12 protein-coding genes are annotated in these 16,476 nt (G+C 41.0%); 6 read left to right on the top strand and 6 right to left on the bottom strand.

What is annotated here, in order from left to right:
• Positions 1 to 131: 131 nt before the first annotated feature.
• From C1A12_RS05760 to C1A12_RS05750, 3 genes are all read left to right on the top strand, one after another.
• A complete protein-coding gene (locus C1A12_RS05760; RefSeq protein WP_101842874.1) occupies positions 132 to 1,310 on the top strand; it encodes an ROK family transcriptional regulator in 1,179 nt (392 codons plus the stop codon).
• Between the two features lie 25 nt (positions 1,311 to 1,335).
• Entirely contained in the window at positions 1,336 to 2,940 is a 1,605-nt protein-coding gene (locus C1A12_RS05755; RefSeq protein WP_101842873.1) for a glycoside hydrolase family 43 protein, read from the top strand.
• Between the two features lie 351 nt (positions 2,941 to 3,291).
• The gene (locus tag C1A12_RS05750) at positions 3,292 to 4,446 is read left to right on the top strand and encodes an ROK family transcriptional regulator (RefSeq protein WP_101842872.1); all 1,155 of its coding nucleotides are present in this window, start codon (positions 3,292 to 3,294) and stop codon (positions 4,444 to 4,446) included.
• 307 nt (positions 4,447 to 4,753) lie between these two features.
• Here the strand turns inward: C1A12_RS05750 and xylE are convergent, their stop codons facing one another.
• The gene (gene xylE / locus C1A12_RS05745; protein ID WP_200816567.1) at positions 4,754 to 6,172 is read right to left on the bottom strand and encodes a D-xylose transporter XylE; all 1,419 of its coding nucleotides are present in this window, start codon (positions 6,170 to 6,172) and stop codon (positions 4,754 to 4,756) included.
• Between the two features lie 224 nt (positions 6,173 to 6,396).
• On the opposite strand from xylE, the gene C1A12_RS05740 reads away from it, so the two are divergent.
• Entirely contained in the window at positions 6,397 to 6,867 is a 471-nt protein-coding gene (locus tag C1A12_RS05740) for a nucleoside deaminase (RefSeq protein WP_101842871.1), read from the top strand.
• 57 nt (positions 6,868 to 6,924) lie between these two features.
• Here the strand turns inward: C1A12_RS05740 and C1A12_RS05735 are convergent, their stop codons facing one another.
• Complete coding sequence (locus tag C1A12_RS05735; protein WP_101842870.1) at positions 6,925 to 8,865, bottom strand: PTS fructose transporter subunit IIABC; 1,941 nt, start codon at positions 8,863 to 8,865, stop codon at positions 6,925 to 6,927.
• Positions 8,866 to 9,066: 201 nt separating this feature from the next.
• On the bottom strand, positions 9,067 to 10,971 hold the full coding sequence (locus C1A12_RS05730) for a BglG family transcription antiterminator (protein ID WP_101842869.1): 1,905 nt from the start codon (positions 10,969 to 10,971) through the stop codon (positions 9,067 to 9,069).
• Positions 10,972 to 11,110: 139 nt separating this feature from the next.
• Here C1A12_RS05730 and C1A12_RS05725 point away from each other — a divergent pair, with 139 nt between their 5' ends.
• Complete coding sequence (locus C1A12_RS05725) at positions 11,111 to 12,499, top strand: hypothetical protein (protein WP_101842868.1); 1,389 nt, start codon at positions 11,111 to 11,113, stop codon at positions 12,497 to 12,499.
• Positions 12,500 to 12,542: 43 nt separating this feature from the next.
• Here C1A12_RS05725 and C1A12_RS05720 read toward each other — a convergent pair whose 3' ends face one another.
• From C1A12_RS05720 to C1A12_RS05710, 3 genes are all read right to left on the bottom strand, one after another.
• The gene (locus C1A12_RS05720) at positions 12,543 to 13,139 is read right to left on the bottom strand and encodes a YdhK family protein (protein ID WP_101842867.1); all 597 of its coding nucleotides are present in this window, start codon (positions 13,137 to 13,139) and stop codon (positions 12,543 to 12,545) included.
• 179 nt (positions 13,140 to 13,318) lie between these two features.
• Positions 13,319 to 14,695: a hypothetical protein gene (locus C1A12_RS05715; RefSeq protein WP_101842866.1), complete on the bottom strand. Its 1,377-nt coding sequence runs from the start codon at positions 14,693 to 14,695 to the stop codon at positions 13,319 to 13,321.
• 15 nt (positions 14,696 to 14,710) lie between these two features.
• Positions 14,711 to 15,514, bottom strand: coding sequence for a zinc ribbon domain-containing protein (locus C1A12_RS05710; protein WP_101842865.1), 804 nt, complete (start codon positions 15,512 to 15,514; stop codon positions 14,711 to 14,713).
• Positions 15,515 to 15,705: 191 nt separating this feature from the next.
• On the opposite strand from C1A12_RS05710, the gene C1A12_RS05705 reads away from it, so the two are divergent.
• The gene (locus C1A12_RS05705; protein ID WP_101842864.1) at positions 15,706 to 16,431 is read left to right on the top strand and encodes a metallophosphoesterase; all 726 of its coding nucleotides are present in this window, start codon (positions 15,706 to 15,708) and stop codon (positions 16,429 to 16,431) included.
• The last annotated feature ends 45 nt before the right edge of the window (positions 16,432 to 16,476 follow it).

Raw genomic sequence — 16,476 nt, 5'->3', positions numbered from 1 at the left:
CATTTTTTCTTTTTCACATCCAACAACGAATGTTTAACAAAAGATTATCAAATAAAACTTTGTTTGTCTAGTAGATAAACAAAGTTTGTTATGCTATACTTATAAAAAATTTGAAAGCGATGGGTAATTCTATGAGGAAAAATAGCGCTTGGAATCAATACACCATTAAAAGCGGGAATAAATCGCTAGTGTTGGAAACAATTATTAACTATGCCCCCATTTCACGTGCGGATATTGCAAATAAGACGCGTTTGAATAAGGGAACTGTTTCTTCACTAGTGGCTGAACTCTTAAATGAAGGGTTAATTTATGAAAAAGGACCGGGGAAATCCAGTGGAGGAAGACGTCCAGTTATGCTGCTTTTTAAGCAAGATGCAGGGTATTCGATTGGCATCGATATTGGAGTCAATTACATATTGGGGATTCGTACAGACCTGGTAGGTAATATTTGTGAGGAAGTATTCCTGCATTTAAGCAATTTATCTTTTAGTCACATTGTTCAGAAGCTTTTTTCTGTCATCGATCAGTTGATCGCTACTGCTCCAGCAACTAGATATCAAATTGCAGGTATAGGAATTGGTGTGCCGGGGGCTGTCGATAAGCAAGGTAAAATCCTTCTGGCTCCAAATTTGGGGTGGCAGAATGTCAATTTGAAAGAAATCGTAGAGGAGGAGTATCAATGTCCTGTTTTAATTGAAAATGAAGCCAATGCAGGAGCTTACGGGGAAAAGACATTCAGCCCTCACACGTGGGAGAAAGACATCATTTACGTAAGTGTCGGGGTAGGAATAGGGGTTGGACTTATTTTAAATGGTTCCTTATATAGAGGAACAAATGGGTTCTCCGGTGAACTCGGCCACATGACTATCGAAGGAAATGGGAAACAATGCCGCTGCGGCAATAAAGGGTGCTGGGAACTGTATGCTTCTGAGCAAGCCCTGACCATAGATGACGGAGCTGTTCATCATTCACTAAATACTATGGTTCATCGGGCTGAATCCGGGGATGAAGAAGCGATTGATGCATTTCACTCTATTGGTCGCTACCTGGGCATTGGAATCACGAATATTATCAATTCATTTAACCCGACGAGAGTGGTGATTGGGAACCGGTTAGTACAGGCTAAAAACTGGATTGAACAGCCGCTGCTTGAGACTACTAAGAACAACGCCCTATGGTTTCAACAGGACCAGCTGGAAGTGAGCTTTTCCGAATTAGATACTCACTCAACCGCTTTAGGAGTAGCTGCTTTTTCCTTCGAAAACTTCTTAAAAGGGCAAGTCCACAACGAGTCTTTACTCGTTCATTAAAATCTATTATTTGAGGTGATGCACAATGTCAACAATTCAAAACCCGATTCTAACAGGCTTTAATCCTGATCCGAGTATTTGTCGAGCTGGAGAAGATTATTATATCGCAGTATCCACATTTGAATGGTTCCCCGGTGTTGGAATCTATCATTCAAAAGACCTTAAAAACTGGCGGTTAATTTCCCGTCCATTAAATCGTCTGACGCAATTAAATATGAAAGGCAACCCTGATTCTGGCGGGGTATGGGCACCAGCATTATCCTATCATGACGGCCAATTCTGGCTCATTTATACTGATGTTAAGGTCGTGGACGGACAGTGGAAAGATTCTCATAACTACCTGGTTACTTCTGAAACCATAGACGGTGACTGGTCTAACCCTATTTTCTTAAACAGCTCAGGATTCGATCCTTCCCTTTTCCACGACGATGATGGAAAAAAATATTTGGTCAATATGGTTTGGGATCACCGAAAGAGCAACCACAATTTTTATGGGATTGTATTGCAAGAGTATAGTACAGAGGAACAAAAACTAGTCGGTCAGCCAGAGGTTATTTTTAAAGGTACCGACATTAAACTAACCGAAGCCCCTCATTTATATAAAGTGAATGGGTATTATTATTTACTTACGGCCGAAGGCGGTACAAGGTATGAGCATCAGGCCACCATTGCGCGGTCCCGTGAAATAAACGGACCATATGAAGTCCATCCTGACAACCCGTTAATTACAACCTGGCCTTATCCTAGAAACCCGCTGCAAAAAGCTGGACATGCCTCTTTTGTAAGAACCCATACAGATGAATGGTTTCTTGTTCACTTGACAGGGCGACCGCTTCCTAATGAATCGGATTCTATATTAAACCCACGTGGATATTGTCCCCTGGGAAGAGAAACAGCGATTCAACGGTTGGAATGGAAGAATGACTGGCCATATGTAATAGGAGGAAACCAGCCCTCTGTCACAATTGAAGCCCCTGCTATTGAAGAAACGATATGGGAGAAAAAAGCTGAAATAGATGATTTCAATTCTGGTCAACTCGATATAGATTTTCAAACCCTGCGCATCCCTTTAGAAGGCGAAGTTATTTCTTTAAATGAGGCACCTGGCCACTTAAGAATATACGGACGCGAATCATTAACGTCCAAATTTACACAGGGATATGTCGCCCGGAGATGGCAGCATTTCAATTTTTACGCTGAAACAAAAGTCAAATTTATGCCTGATACTTTTCAGCAGGCGGCCGGTCTAGTAAACTACTACAATACAAAAAATTGGACCGCTCTTCAAGTTACATGGGATGAAGAACTTGGAAGAATTCTAAATTTAACTAGTTGCGATAATTTTACTTTTGATGAGCCTCTCCCTCATAAAATAGTGATTCCAGACGAGGTTGAGTACGTATATCTAAGTGTTAGTGTAAAAACAAATACCTACAGTTATTCCTATTCATTCGACGGATCCAACTGGCACAGTATTCCACTAACCTTTGAATCGTACAAGCTTTCAGACGACTACGTAGAAGGCGGCGGATTCTTCACAGGAGCCTTTGTAGGTATGCAATGTCAGGATACATCCGGTCAAAGCCTGCATGCCGATTTCGACTACTTTATTTATAAAGAACAAAATTAAAATTTATATAAGTATCTCAATGAAGGTGCTGAAGCTGTCGAGAAAAGTTTCGACAGCTTTATTTATTTTCCTGCGATTTTTCTACACTAATAGTATTTAACGAAAGTTGAGAAACAAAAAACTAACTCATCTGAAGACCGTTATTAGAGACCCCTGCAGAAAAAAACTTCTTCCGCGGAAATGAACGAAAAGCTTGTAGAAAACACGTTGTTTCTTTAGAAACTGCGCACCTCAAAAAGGTGCTATTTTTATTAATAGAATTCATTGTATATTGTTTGACCAAACTTAATCCAACCCGTGATTATGATACAATTAACAAAAAGAACGCGGAACAGTCGGGAGGCTTCATTTATGTCTTGGTATCAACAAACAATAAAATCACAAAATAAGAATCAAATATTACAAACAATTATTGAGCATGCACCGTTATCACGTACCTCTGTTGCTAAACAGCTTGGGATTACGAAAGGTACTGTGTCATCATTAACCACCGAACTGATCAATGAGCAGATTATTTATGAGCATGGTCCAGGTACTTCCAGTGGTGGAAGAAGACCTGTTATGCTTCTTTTTAATGAGAAAGCTGGTTTTTCGATTGGTATTAATTTAGGAGTCAACTATATATTAGGCATATTAACAGATTTAAAAGGTGAAATCGTTGCCGAACAGAAACAGACCATTTCTGTTTACGATTTTGATCAAATGCTGCCTATTATTAAAAGAATTGTTCAACGATTAATGGAAGATGCACCTTCTTCTCCCTATGGGATCGTAGGTATTGGGGTAGGAGTACCTGGTATTATCAATCATAAGGGGACTGTGCTGCTTGCTCCCAATCTTAAATGGGAAAACATTGAACTGAAAGAGGAATTAGAGAAAGCATTTGAAGTACCTATTACAATTGAGAATGAAGCCAACGCCGGAGCTTATGGCGAATTAAAGTTTACTCATGCATCATCCGCTCCACTTCAAAATATGACATATGTAAGTGCTGGGATTGGAATTGGCGTCGGTCCCATTATTAATGGAGAAATCTACAGGGGAGAACATGGTTTTTCTGGAGAACTTGGACATATGATGATTGAGGTCAATGGCCGTAAATGTTCCTGTGGCAGCCGGGGCTGCTGGGAAATGTATGCTTCAGAAAAAGCATTGTTGGTAGAAGCGGAACAGCTTCTTAACTTTCCAAAAGATTTAGAAGTTCTTATACAGGAAGCCGATACAAATGAAAATATTCAATCCATATTTGAATCTGTTGGATATTATCTTGGCTGTGGCATCAGTAACATTTTAAATACTTTCAACCCTAAGAAAGTAGTGATTGGAAATCGACTCGCTTTAGCCAAGGAGTTACTTGAAGCTCCTGTTTGGAAAGCGATTGAAGACCATACTTTGAATTTTCACAAAGAAAATGTGGAAGTAAGCTTTTCTTCCCTTACTCCCTATTCAACTTCTTTAGGTGTTTCTCAAGCTATGGCAGAGAAATTTATAACAGGAAATTTTTAATTTGAAAGCGGATGGACCAAAACTAAATAAAGCGTAAAATAATCCGAACGATTCTTTTGAAATCAGTTCGGATTATTTATAGTACAAGAAAGTTTTTTTACCATCGCTTCGTCAAATCACTTCGCTGTCAGCAGGTACGACCTCAGCTTCCTCATAAAACAACTAACACTTTCCTGCAGGATCTTCTACTCGCGCTGTGCCCACAGAAGTCTTAAGCATTTGGACTACACTGATGTAGTATTATTAAATGTTTTTATTGGCCGTTTTTGACTTCATTGCTTTCCTTATGCCCGGCTTTCTCTTCTATTCATCGTGCAGAGTACTGGTCTGATGACACATTCTCTTTATTTCTCTTCAATCTCATTTCAAGTTGTTCCAGTGACTTCCCTTTCGTCTCAGGAACAAATTTCCACACAAATAGAGCAGAGAGAATACTCATTACTCCATAAAACCCGTACGTTAATCCACCGCTGAATTCCATCATCATCGGATACGTTGAGGAAATGAAATAGTTTGCCGCCCATTGAGCTGCTACTGCGACAGCTACAGCCTGACCTCTAATCTTATTAGGGAAAATCTCGGAAATTAACACCCATACAATGGGTCCCCATGACATCATAAAGGAAGCTGTGTAAATGATAATAAAGATAAGTGTTCCAATTCCTATTGCATCAGCAAACGCCATGCCAGCTACCCCAAACATTCCCACAGTCATTCCCAATGACCCAATGATAAGAAGTGGTTTTCTACCGAAACGATCTACAGTCATTATGGCCACCACTGTGAAAATCACGTTAACCAACCCCATAATAATGGTTTGGAACATAGATGCATCCCGTGCTGCCCCCATACTTTCAAAAATACGCGGAGCGTAATATAATGCCACATTTATGCCCACAAACTGCTGGAACACAGATAATAGAATCCCTACTACAACAATCGATACACCAAAGGAAAACAGCTTGCCCTTTTTGGCATCAAATGACTGATTAATCTCATATAATGTAGCTTTAGCCATCGTTTTATTATGAATCTTCAATAATATATTTAAGGCTTCATCATTTTTATTTTTTGATGCAAGGTACCTCGGAGTTTCTGGAACAGTAAATAACAGCAGAAGGAATACAGCCGCCGGTATGGCTTCTGAAGCAAACATATACCTCCAGCCAATTTCGTCTATCCATTGTGGAGACTGCCCCCTTGCTATCCCCCAATTTACAAAATAGACAACCAGCATACCAAATATTATTGCAAATTGATTTAGTGATACAAGGCGGCCGCGAATGTGGGAAGGAGCAATCTCACCAATATACATCGGTGAAACGGCTGAAGCAAGTCCGACCCCGATACCGCCAACGATCCTGTAAATATTAAACATAACCAGCACTCCATAAGTAGGTTCACCTGCCGTAAAAAATAACAATTCAGGATAAGCAGAACCTAAGGCTGAAATTAAAAACAGGACAGCAGCAAGTACTAATGTATACTTCCTGCCGATGCGCGTGGAAAAGACGCCGGACAGCAAGCCACCAATAATACACCCAATTAATGCACTCGAGACCGTTAATCCGTGAGCAAGAGAACTTAAATTCAATCCGTCAGCAAGGTATCTTTGTAATGAACCCTCAGCCCCTGATATAACAGCAGTGTCATACCCAAATAATAGACCGCCAAGTGTAGCAACCAGCGTGATTAAAACAATATAGAAACTTTTTTGATCTTTCATAATATGTGAGCAGATCAAACAGACCCGCCCTTTTCCTCCTCTCCGAAAAGAAATCGCTTTCAAAACAAATTGTATCAACTAGTTATTAGTTTGTACAGTGAATGAACAAAGTTTATCGTATTTTTTATCTTCCTCTGCATATAGGTAGTTCATATAACCTTACCATTCATTGAAAGTTTCGATGAAAATGATTATTCTGAAAGTATACTCTTAGGAGGTTGATTATGGATTATAAAAAGTTTTTAAACCAAAGCATACATTTAGCCGTAGAAAATATTTATTCAGACGGCGGCCCATTTGGAGCTATCGTCGTTGACCAATCCGGTAACATCGTTGGATCAGGGCAGAACAAAGTGACTTCCACAAACGATCCAACAGCCCATGCTGAAGTTCAGGCAATTCGTAAGGCCTGCGAAAACTTAAATACATTTCAGCTGACAAATTGCATACTATACACAAGCTGCGAGCCTTGTCCCATGTGTTTAGGAGCCATCTACTGGGCGCGTCTTAAGAAAGTATATTATGCCGCTGATAAGAAACTGGCGGCAGACAGTGGGTTCGATGACCAATTTATTTATGAAGAGATTAATAAAAAACATGAAGAACGGGATATCCCTTTTTATCAGATAGACCTGGAACAAAAAAACTTACCGTTTGAAGAATGGAGCAGGCAAGAGGAAAAAGTAGATTATTAACAATAGATAAAAGCCTTGCAGGAGGGAACTTCCTGCAAGGCAGTAATAACAACTTAATTACTTAATCGTCTGGAGCAGTTGATAGGCTTCTTCATTTGTTTCAACATTCATCAGCTGTTCTCTAAATTCCTCACTCATAAGACGACGGGAGAGCATTTGCAGAATTCGCAAGTGATCATCACCTTCTCTTTCTTTAGGTACAGCAATCATAAAAATCAGCTTCGCATCACTTCCGTCCATACTTCCCCAGTCAACCCCATCACGCTTAATGCCAAATACTACAGCTGGGCTTTTCACAGCTTGTGATTTCCCATGAGGAATGGCGATATTCATACCCAGTCCTGTTGTACTTTCTTTTTCACGGTTAATAATAGCTTCCTTAAATTCATCAGGAGATTGTAAAATATTGTTTGCATCTAATGTTCCAATTAATTCATCAATAACGTCGTCCCGAGTATTACCTTTTAAGTCAATGTCTATGAGTTCGGGTGTAGTAATGTCAGTTAATTGATTGATCTCTTGATGTTTAGTCTCTGCTTTTTGCTCATGTGGAACCGGGTGATCATTCTGCTCGACCATTTCTTCATTTGCCGGCACACCAGCAGCTGCTACATCTTTTTTCAAGAGGTTCACCATAAATGCTGTCACAACCATCCCCACTGCAGCTGCTACAAAAAACATTAGGACATTGTCTACAGCTCCAAGCACTGCTACGATCGGTCCGCCGTGAGCTACTCTGTCACCCACACTGCTTAACATAGCGATGACAGCTCCAACCATGGATCCGGTGACGATACTTGGTATTACACGGAATGGGTCCTGTGCTGCAAAAGGGATCGCCCCTTCTGTAATACCGAACAACCCCATCGTAAATGATGCTTTTCCTGTTTCTTTCTCCGCTTGCTGATACTTACGCTTATTAATAAAAGTTGCCAGACCCATTCCAAGAGGTGGTATACAAATGGCAACAGCAATCGCACCCATAATTTCGTAGTTTCCTTCAGCAATCATAGCAGAACCGAATAAAAATGCGACTTTGTTAAACGGTCCTCCCATATCAATCGCAATCATTGCACCCAAAATTAAAGCTAATAATACAGCGCTCGTTCCTTGCATTCCTTCAAGCCAGGCCGTTAGCCCTTCAAAGATTCCGGCAACAGGTGCTCCAATAACAAAGATAAACAGCAGTCCCACAATGAGCGAACCTATAATCGGGATAAAAATAATCGGCATCACTGGCTGAACAGCTTGAGGAACTTTAATCTTCTTAATCCATAGAACAACATATCCTGCAAGAAAACCAGCAATAATACCACCGATAAAACCAGCACCGGCTTCACTGCCGTAAAAGCTTCCATCCGTAGCAATATATCCTCCAATGATCCCTGGTGCCAGACCCGGACGGTCAGCAATACTATAAGCAATGAACCCTGCTAATATTGGGACCATAAAGCTAAAGGAAGCCGCTCCTAAGTTCTCAATCTGCTTCCAAAATGAATCATCCGGAATAATAATCCCTTCTGCCTGCTGCTCTCCTCCAATGGCCAGAGAAATAGCGATAAGCAGTCCTCCGACGACGATAAACGGGATCATGTAGCTTACCCCATTCATCAGGTGCCGGTATATCGGGTTTTCTTTATCTTTTTTCTTTTGCTTTACGGTTTCAGCGGAAGGCATGCTGCCCTTGTAAACGGATACATCATTATCGATAATTCGCTGGATCAACTGTTTAGGCTCACGAATCCCTTCCTGTACCCCGACAACAAGCAGGGGCTTCCCGCCGAAACGTTCTTTAGACACGTCTTTATCGCTGGCGATAATAATTCCATCCGCTTCCGCAATATCTTTTTCGGATAGCTCATTTTCCACCCCAATCGATCCCTGGGTTTCAACTTTGACTTCTACGCCTAACTCCTCGGCAGCTTTCTGCAGATTCTCTGCAGCCATATACGTATGGGCAATGCCGACTGGACAGGCAGTAACAGCTAATATTTTCACAGCTTAAATCCCCTCTCCTTTATGTTTCTATCATCATTTTATGACATATTAATCACAAAAAAATAATTCATTTTTACCGCAGCTGTGGTAAAAATGAATTATTAAGCCTCCAACGAACAAACAATCTTTATTGAAAAACCTAAAAAACAGTTCATTCGTTATAGTTAATTATTACCGAAATGCATCCCTTTTAAGTTGTTATCAAAGTATGGTACGAATTTCAGAAAACGATTCAGCCCTCACAAGCTCTTCGACACTCTGCGGGCTCTCACTCATACTGGAAATTACATTCATCAGCGGCCTTGTTACTTTCTGGTCCTTTGAAGAGACAGCCAGCAAAAAGACGACGGAGACTTTTTCTTTTCCCCATTCGACCGGCTTTTTCAAAACAGCGAGTGCCACTGTAGATTCCAGAACCTCGTCAGGATGGGCATGAGGAATGGCGATCCCACCGCCAATCGATGTAGAAGACGATCTTTCCCTTAGTAACGCTCTGTGAGCAAATGATTCAGTCACCTTCCCTTTTTCCCTTAACCTATTTGCTAACATTTCAATCACTTGATAAGGATGCTCCGCTTTAATGTTAAGAAAAGTAAACTCTTCTTCCACATAGTCTTTTAACTCTTCTTTAGATTTTAAAGTCCGGCTGCCCTGATCAATTTTTTGTAAAAATTGATCCACTTTCTGCTTATCTTTTGATTCAAGTAATGGAGAAATTACAATCGACGGCAGGTCCGACAGGCGAATAGGTTTAGTAGAGATTACAAAGTCAACCCTCTGGTCTTCTACCACTCTCTCAATTTCCTGCTCTCCTACGCACCCAACTATTTCCATGCCTTTATAAGCCTGTTCAAGTTTAGCCTGGAGCAAATGTGACATGCCGACACCGAGCTCACAGACAATTAAAACTCTCTTAGATGTATCACGTTGTTTCTCAAGACGCTCCACTGCTGCCTGAAAATGAAGAACGAGGTAAGCTGCTTCATCTTCAGGAATGTCCAGGTCATGTTGTTCATTGACTTCCTCTAATGCTAAGACGACCATGCTGAACATATAAGGATACATTCTTTTAATATCTGCAAGCATCGGATTACGAATCGTCAAACCATAACGAATACGATGAATTGTAGACTCCAGGTGAATGCGCAGCCCATTCTCAAGACGAGAATCACTCCGGAAATCCATCATTGTCATGATCTGGAGTTGAAAGATGAGTTGATCTACAACTTGTTTCAACAGCCTTTCGAATGGAGAAGATAATGGCTGCTCCTGCCGCTTACCGCTGGCTAAATGCCAAGTAAAATAAATCTTTTCCTCTGTAGGAAAAGTTAAGCTGAGGAGGTTGCCTACACGCTCAAAGAACCATTCAGCCATTTCATACTCAGAAGACTCGTTAACTAAATGCTTATCAGAAGAATTGATCTGTATCGCAGATTGCTGCCTCGTCCGTTTTATCATGACTAACGCATGAATAACGAGACTTTCCAACTCACCGCCGGCATAATTAAAGACGAACTCCTTCTGCATTTTTTTTAACGTCTGTCGTACTAGGTCAACTTCATAGGAAGGAAAAAGGTGTAAAACATAATCATTCGAAACCCCTGTAGAAGAAACCAGTTCTGGTAAATGAGCCAGCGCATTTCTTTTATCCAGTTCCTTTCCTCTAATAACACTTCCTAAGCGCTGCTTGGAAATAACTTCAAGGTCAAAGCTGCCCAGCCAGTTATTGATTAATTGCAAATCCTTCTTAATCGTTGATACAGTGGTAAAGTGTTCTTCAGCCATCTTCGTTAATGTTATTGCTTTCTCTTCCGTTAGTAAGCGAAAGGTTAGTTCAAGAATTCGATCCTGATCCGATTTTGTCTCCGACTGATACAAATATCGGAACAAGCGGGACTTCTCGTCTGCATCAGCCTTTAAGTACACACCAACTCCAGGCTTTCGAACAATTTCAGCCCCATCTTCAAGAAACCGTTCAATCATTTTTAGATCATTACGCAGCGTCTTCTCTGAACATTCAAGTTCTGCGGCAAGCTCGTTTACATGAAATACGGCTTCCATGTGAACAATTAATTTTCTAAGTAACTCTGTTTGTCTATCATTCATGTCCGCACCCACTTCATCATGATGAAACCATTTTCATTTTAACGAATTAGACCAATGTCGACAACTTTTGCAAAGCCGATTCTATTGATGCCTCGTCCATATAGTGGTATGGTGAAAGAAAGATTGAGGAGGGATCCCTGTGACCCAGACAATAACAATCAAAGACAAGAACCAGACGGATCAGTTACAAATCAAACGAATGACCGTTTATAAACAAAGCCGGATTATAGAAGCTGTTGACCAGCATGACTTGAAGCACTATGTGTTCTTTCATATGGATCAGTATTTAAACTATGTCATTTCCAAACCCGACCACTCTTATCCATACATCAATACCGCGTTTAATAACGGCACCACCTTTACTGCGCCCCATCCTTTGATTGACGCCCAACTCTCTACCACCCCCTATAAGAAAAAAAGTTTCAACGACCTGTTCGCCAAACTGCCACAACAACGCTCTTTACAGGAAACAGCTCTAATTGCCACCTACTTCAATGGGTTTATAATGAAAGATAAACTCGTCCATCTAATCAAGAAGCTTTATTATCAAAACCGTCGTGATGGAAAATTATTTTCCTGTTACCGCATACTCCACATTCTCCAGGATTTTGCGCCGAACCACAGCGTGACACATTCCTTCGTCCGAGATCTTCAATTCACTAAATATGCAGCTCTTTATAAAGATAATGATGCTTCTGTCCTTAACCGTGACTCCCTATATGTAGAAAAACAAGCATTTGCTGCTCTCCCTGAGTCAGACTCCTTCCAGACCCTTGATCAGCTTTACACCCAGCAAGATCGCTGGATCGATCGGACAGCCCTTCACATTCGTCTTGCGGAGCAACACCAAAATGAAGAAAATTACACCATACTAAAGAGTCTCATCGATGAGTATTTCCCTGAGAGCCCGCTCGAATTTATGAAAGAGCTCGAGAATCGCGGGGTAAGCTCAAAGCCTTTTTTACAAGATAGTCTACAACTCTATCTAGATAACAGCCAGCTGGAACGCGCTCTGCAATTGATTTGCCAGCATGACATTGAATTATCCCCTGAGCAGTCTGAACAAATGATCAGAGTGGTAAAGCAGAAAGATTTCGCAGCTGAATCGCTTACACCTGAAGGTCTCCAAAAGCTGCTCCTGACGGTGTGCGGGTCCGTGGACGAGGAGCAAACGGACACAATCTTGTATGAAGCTTTTTCAACCATGCTTGCCACACAATCACCTGAAGAAGTGAAAGTTTGGGCTAGTCCGCTGAAGGAAATTAAGGGCGCTGAACCATTACTAGAAAAGGTGAATGAGATGAATAAGCTGCTCGAAGACCCTAATCATCAGCAAAGGCTTGGAGAGTTGTATCATTTTTTCCATCAGCCACAAAAAGCGATCGAATGTATGAGCTGGGAAATGGAGTTAAACAACGAAGACCCCGGGCCCGTCCAGTGGCTGTCAAAACTGTATCATGAAGTTGGGATGATAGAAGAGCATAAAGCGTATCAGAAGCTTTATGCCCATATGGTTAAACGGGCATAAAGAAAGCTGAGGGGCGCAGGCTCCTCAGCTTTTTGATTGTCCGTTATTCTGTTTCTTCCAATTCACTTTCTGTTACCCATTTATGATTTGTTACTTTTTCACTCCCATTTGTCGGTGTGAAGTCTACCATGTAAACCGTAGTTTCTTCAGCCGATTCAATTGTCCCGGTGGCACCTTTCATCCCTTCCATGTGGGATGCATCGATCTTTACTTCATCCCCTGATTCAAATGGTTCGTCACCGGCATCTTCAACTTCTTCATGGATGATCCATTTGTGGTCCTCCACGCGTTCACTGCCGTCTGTGGGGTCATAAGAGATGATGTAAGCTGTGGTGCTGTAAGCTCCGGCGATCGTAGCTTCTGCTCCTTCCATCCCTTCCATATGAGAATCCGTGATGACAGCTTTATCACCTTCTGCAAAAGTAGGATCCTCCGCATCTTCTAATTCGGCGGGAACTTCACCAGAGCCTGAGTGGTCCATGCTGCTGTGATCCATCTCTTCTTCTTTCTCACCTGACTCTTCGTTCGTTTCCTTTTGTTCAGTTTCTTCATCTGAATCTTCACTGTCACTTCCGCACGCAGCTAAAGTTAATAATGAAGTCAAAAATAATGCACTTAAAATCCACTTCAATGGTTTCATACTGTTCTTCCTCTCTGTACATGACTTTTCAGTAGTAGGATAACCAGTATATTTGCAAGATTTGTGCAGAGTGGAAAAATTTTATTTAATCTGTTCTTAAAGGACGTGGTTCAGCCCTGCAAAGGTTCGGGTTGCATTTCAAGCCACACTTTATGAAAATGAAACATCTTAAATTACGCTCAGTTTCTTATCGTTTCATTGATATCAATGGATGTTATTTTTAAACCATTATCCGTTAAAATCAGGGTGTAGTCCTTCACTCGATCATAAAATGTTTCTTTTCCGTCTTGATCGGTAAACGTAAACCTCTCATTGGTTGTCACGATAGATGTCTCCTCATCCATCTGCTCTAAAGAAGTCACTTCGTTATGGGTAAAATTAAAGGTGTAACCCTGGCTGTCTATCTCTGTTAAATAATCCTGTAACTCTAGAGCAGCTTCACTTCCTTCTATTAAATAACTGGAAATGTAGCTATAATCTACTGCATTTAAGGCTTCCTCATAGGCATTCCTGAATTCCATAACATAATTTCCGGCATCAACAGAATTATTATCTTCCTCAATTACATCTTCATCTTCTTCATACTCATAATCTTCTTGATTAAAATCGAACGGAAGTGATCCCCAAACCGTATCATTCTGAGTTACTTCTTCCGTCCGCTCAATTTCCCCTTCTCTGTTCGTTCTCTCAGCATACATAACAACCTCGTTCTCAGAAAATGGTCCAAGCTCCTCAAATTCGCTTAACGTTTTACTTGTACTCTTGCCATTAATAATTAAGGTGGCATCCGGCTGATCCGTTTGAATGGTATACGTTTGATCAGGGAATTCAATAAAAAGTTCAGCTGGGGAGAAACCAACGTAAATGTCATCCGCATATTCAAATCTTCCAAATTCGTTTTTAGCTTCCCCCTTCACTTTGTACTCCCCCGGATAAGCTGTGAATGCTTCTTTTAGTTCACCTTCTTCTACCTTTGCAGATTGTTCCTCTATGATTAGGGTTGTAGGTGAAAGATTCGTATTGGCTTTAATGAACTGAGGCTTTGCGATGATGGTGTATTTTGGGTACAACTTCCAAAACATATAATCCTTCTCTATAGTAAAGAGTTCATTTCCTTTGTGATCTTTGATTGAGAGATTTGAACCTTTTCCACTGAGCACCACAACCAATTGTTCACGAATGCCCTCCCAACCAGCTTCTTCAAGAAACTTCATGTATTCTTTTTTATTTAGCAACGCCTTCTCATCAAGTTTAATGTGTTCAAAGAAGGCCTCAGCATCGCTCTGAGTAAGTGCTGCGTCCATCGCTTTTATAGTATCCTTGAAATCGTATTTGTTCGATAGATACTGATGAGACGTCATAAGAAGAACGGTAAGCAAAACCGCTATTCCAATTATGGTTTTCGTTCGTTTCTTCAATGGTCTCTTCGCCGCACGCTTTTTCCTCGATAACGGTGAAAGCCCGTTTGGGTCAGTATGCAGCTGCTTAACTCCACAATGCTTGCAATACGCCTGTCCTCTTGAGATGGAATGTCCGCATTCCGTACAAAACTTCATAAGCCTCCCCCTTTTTTAGAATGGAAGATTCTCCAAATAGAACTGAAGCTCACTCAGCTTTTCGATGAGCATCCATCTCCAGAATAAATAGGAAAAGAATAGAATAATAACACTTGTTAAAATGCTTGCGTAAAAAGCGTAGTCTGCCGCTCCATTATTGATTCCCTGATGGTAGATGAATAAAATCGGAACTACGATCAGGGCATAAAACATAGATACACTCAACAAAAGGACCGTCACTGTTGCTGTTCCGCTTAAAGCAAATAAAATTGCAAAAACATTAATAAGCAGAAAGGGAGTCAGCAAAGCTCCATACTGAGCAACGATCGTTTTGATACAAAATGGATGCTTTAAAAGCTTTGTCATTATCATAATAGCGAGCAAGCTGATGACCACGCCGGCCAAGGAAAATAGGAAAATGCGGGAACTTATCTCATAGAATGGGAGGGACTGGGAAGGAGAGAATGGCTCACCCGCTTCCATCCACCCCAGGGTTAGCACTTTCGCAAAAGAATTCAGTAAAAAGTAAAGACTGAGTGTAAATGAAAGCATGAAAAGAAAAAGAGTGATCAAACCTTGAGTAACCGATTTGTCTGTAGCACGAAAAGCTTCAAGAGGCTGCTGGATGAACCGCAGGGAACGGTCCCAATAATTTCGCACGTTCTCCATTGCACTAGTATTTGAATTCGTATGTCCAGGGACCGGTGCCGTAGTCGATGTGGATTCCACTTCTAAGGTTTCTTCTTCAATCAAAGCTGAGCCACATGCCCCGCAGAATTTTCCTGATGCTTGTTCGTGATGACAATTTGAACATTTCATCGAACCATCCTTTACGTTAGGAATTTTATAAACTCAGTAAGGTATGTATACGTACAAGACCTAATAATTAAGAACTAGTTTTTGACTCAAATTAAGAAATTAATGGTAATATTAGATTCAGAATGTAAACGAGTTTTGATTTGGATAGGAAGGGAATAATGATACAAATCAATTGAAAAAAGGAGACAGTTATGAGGTTAGCATTTATAGCAGATATACACGGTAATGCACGCGCTCTTCAATCTGTATTAGAGGACATTGAGAAACGAAAAGTCGATCAGCTGTTTGTCTTAGGAGATCTGTCTTACCGCGGTCTGGAACCGCAGAAATGCGTAGAAATGATTCAGAAACTTGACGCTAACGTTATTAAAGGGAATGCCGATGAATGGATCGTACGGGGTGTTCAGGAAGGCGAAGTACCTGACGATGTAATTGAGGATATGAATGAAGAAAAAGACTGGTCCTCCTCGCAAATGAGTAGTGAGGCCATTTCTTATTTAGATAAGTTAGATAAGGAGATCGATGAAGACTTCGACGGTGTCCATGTTCACGGCTTTCATGCTACACCAGACGATTTATTTAAAGTGGTCCTGCCTTCAGAAAGTGATGAAATGATGAAGGAGGAGTTAATGACGAACGAAATGGCTGACATTTATGTTTACGGGCACATTCACAAGCCATACATTCGTCACATAGACGGTAAAATCATTATCAACACCGGCAGCGTAGGGCTTCCTTTTGATGGTCTCGCCCAGCCTTCCTACGCAGTGGTAGATGTAGAGGATGGCGGCGTTCAAACCTCTATCATACGTACAAACTATAATTTAGAAGAGCTCGTGGAGGATGTAAAAGAATCGGATTATCCGCAGAAAGAACTGCTCATGAAGCTGTTAATGAATGCATCTGTAAACGATTAACTAATCTGCTAGGTCAAGTAAGCACAATATTCTTGATCTAGCTTT

The organism is Halobacillus sp. Marseille-P3879, assembly GCF_900240285.1.
In the GTDB taxonomy this organism is placed as follows: Bacteria; Bacillota; Bacilli; order Bacillales; family Halobacillaceae; genus Halobacillus_A.
The sequence above is the reverse complement of the archived record's forward strand: the minus strand, read 5'-3'. Positions and strand labels throughout refer to the sequence as shown.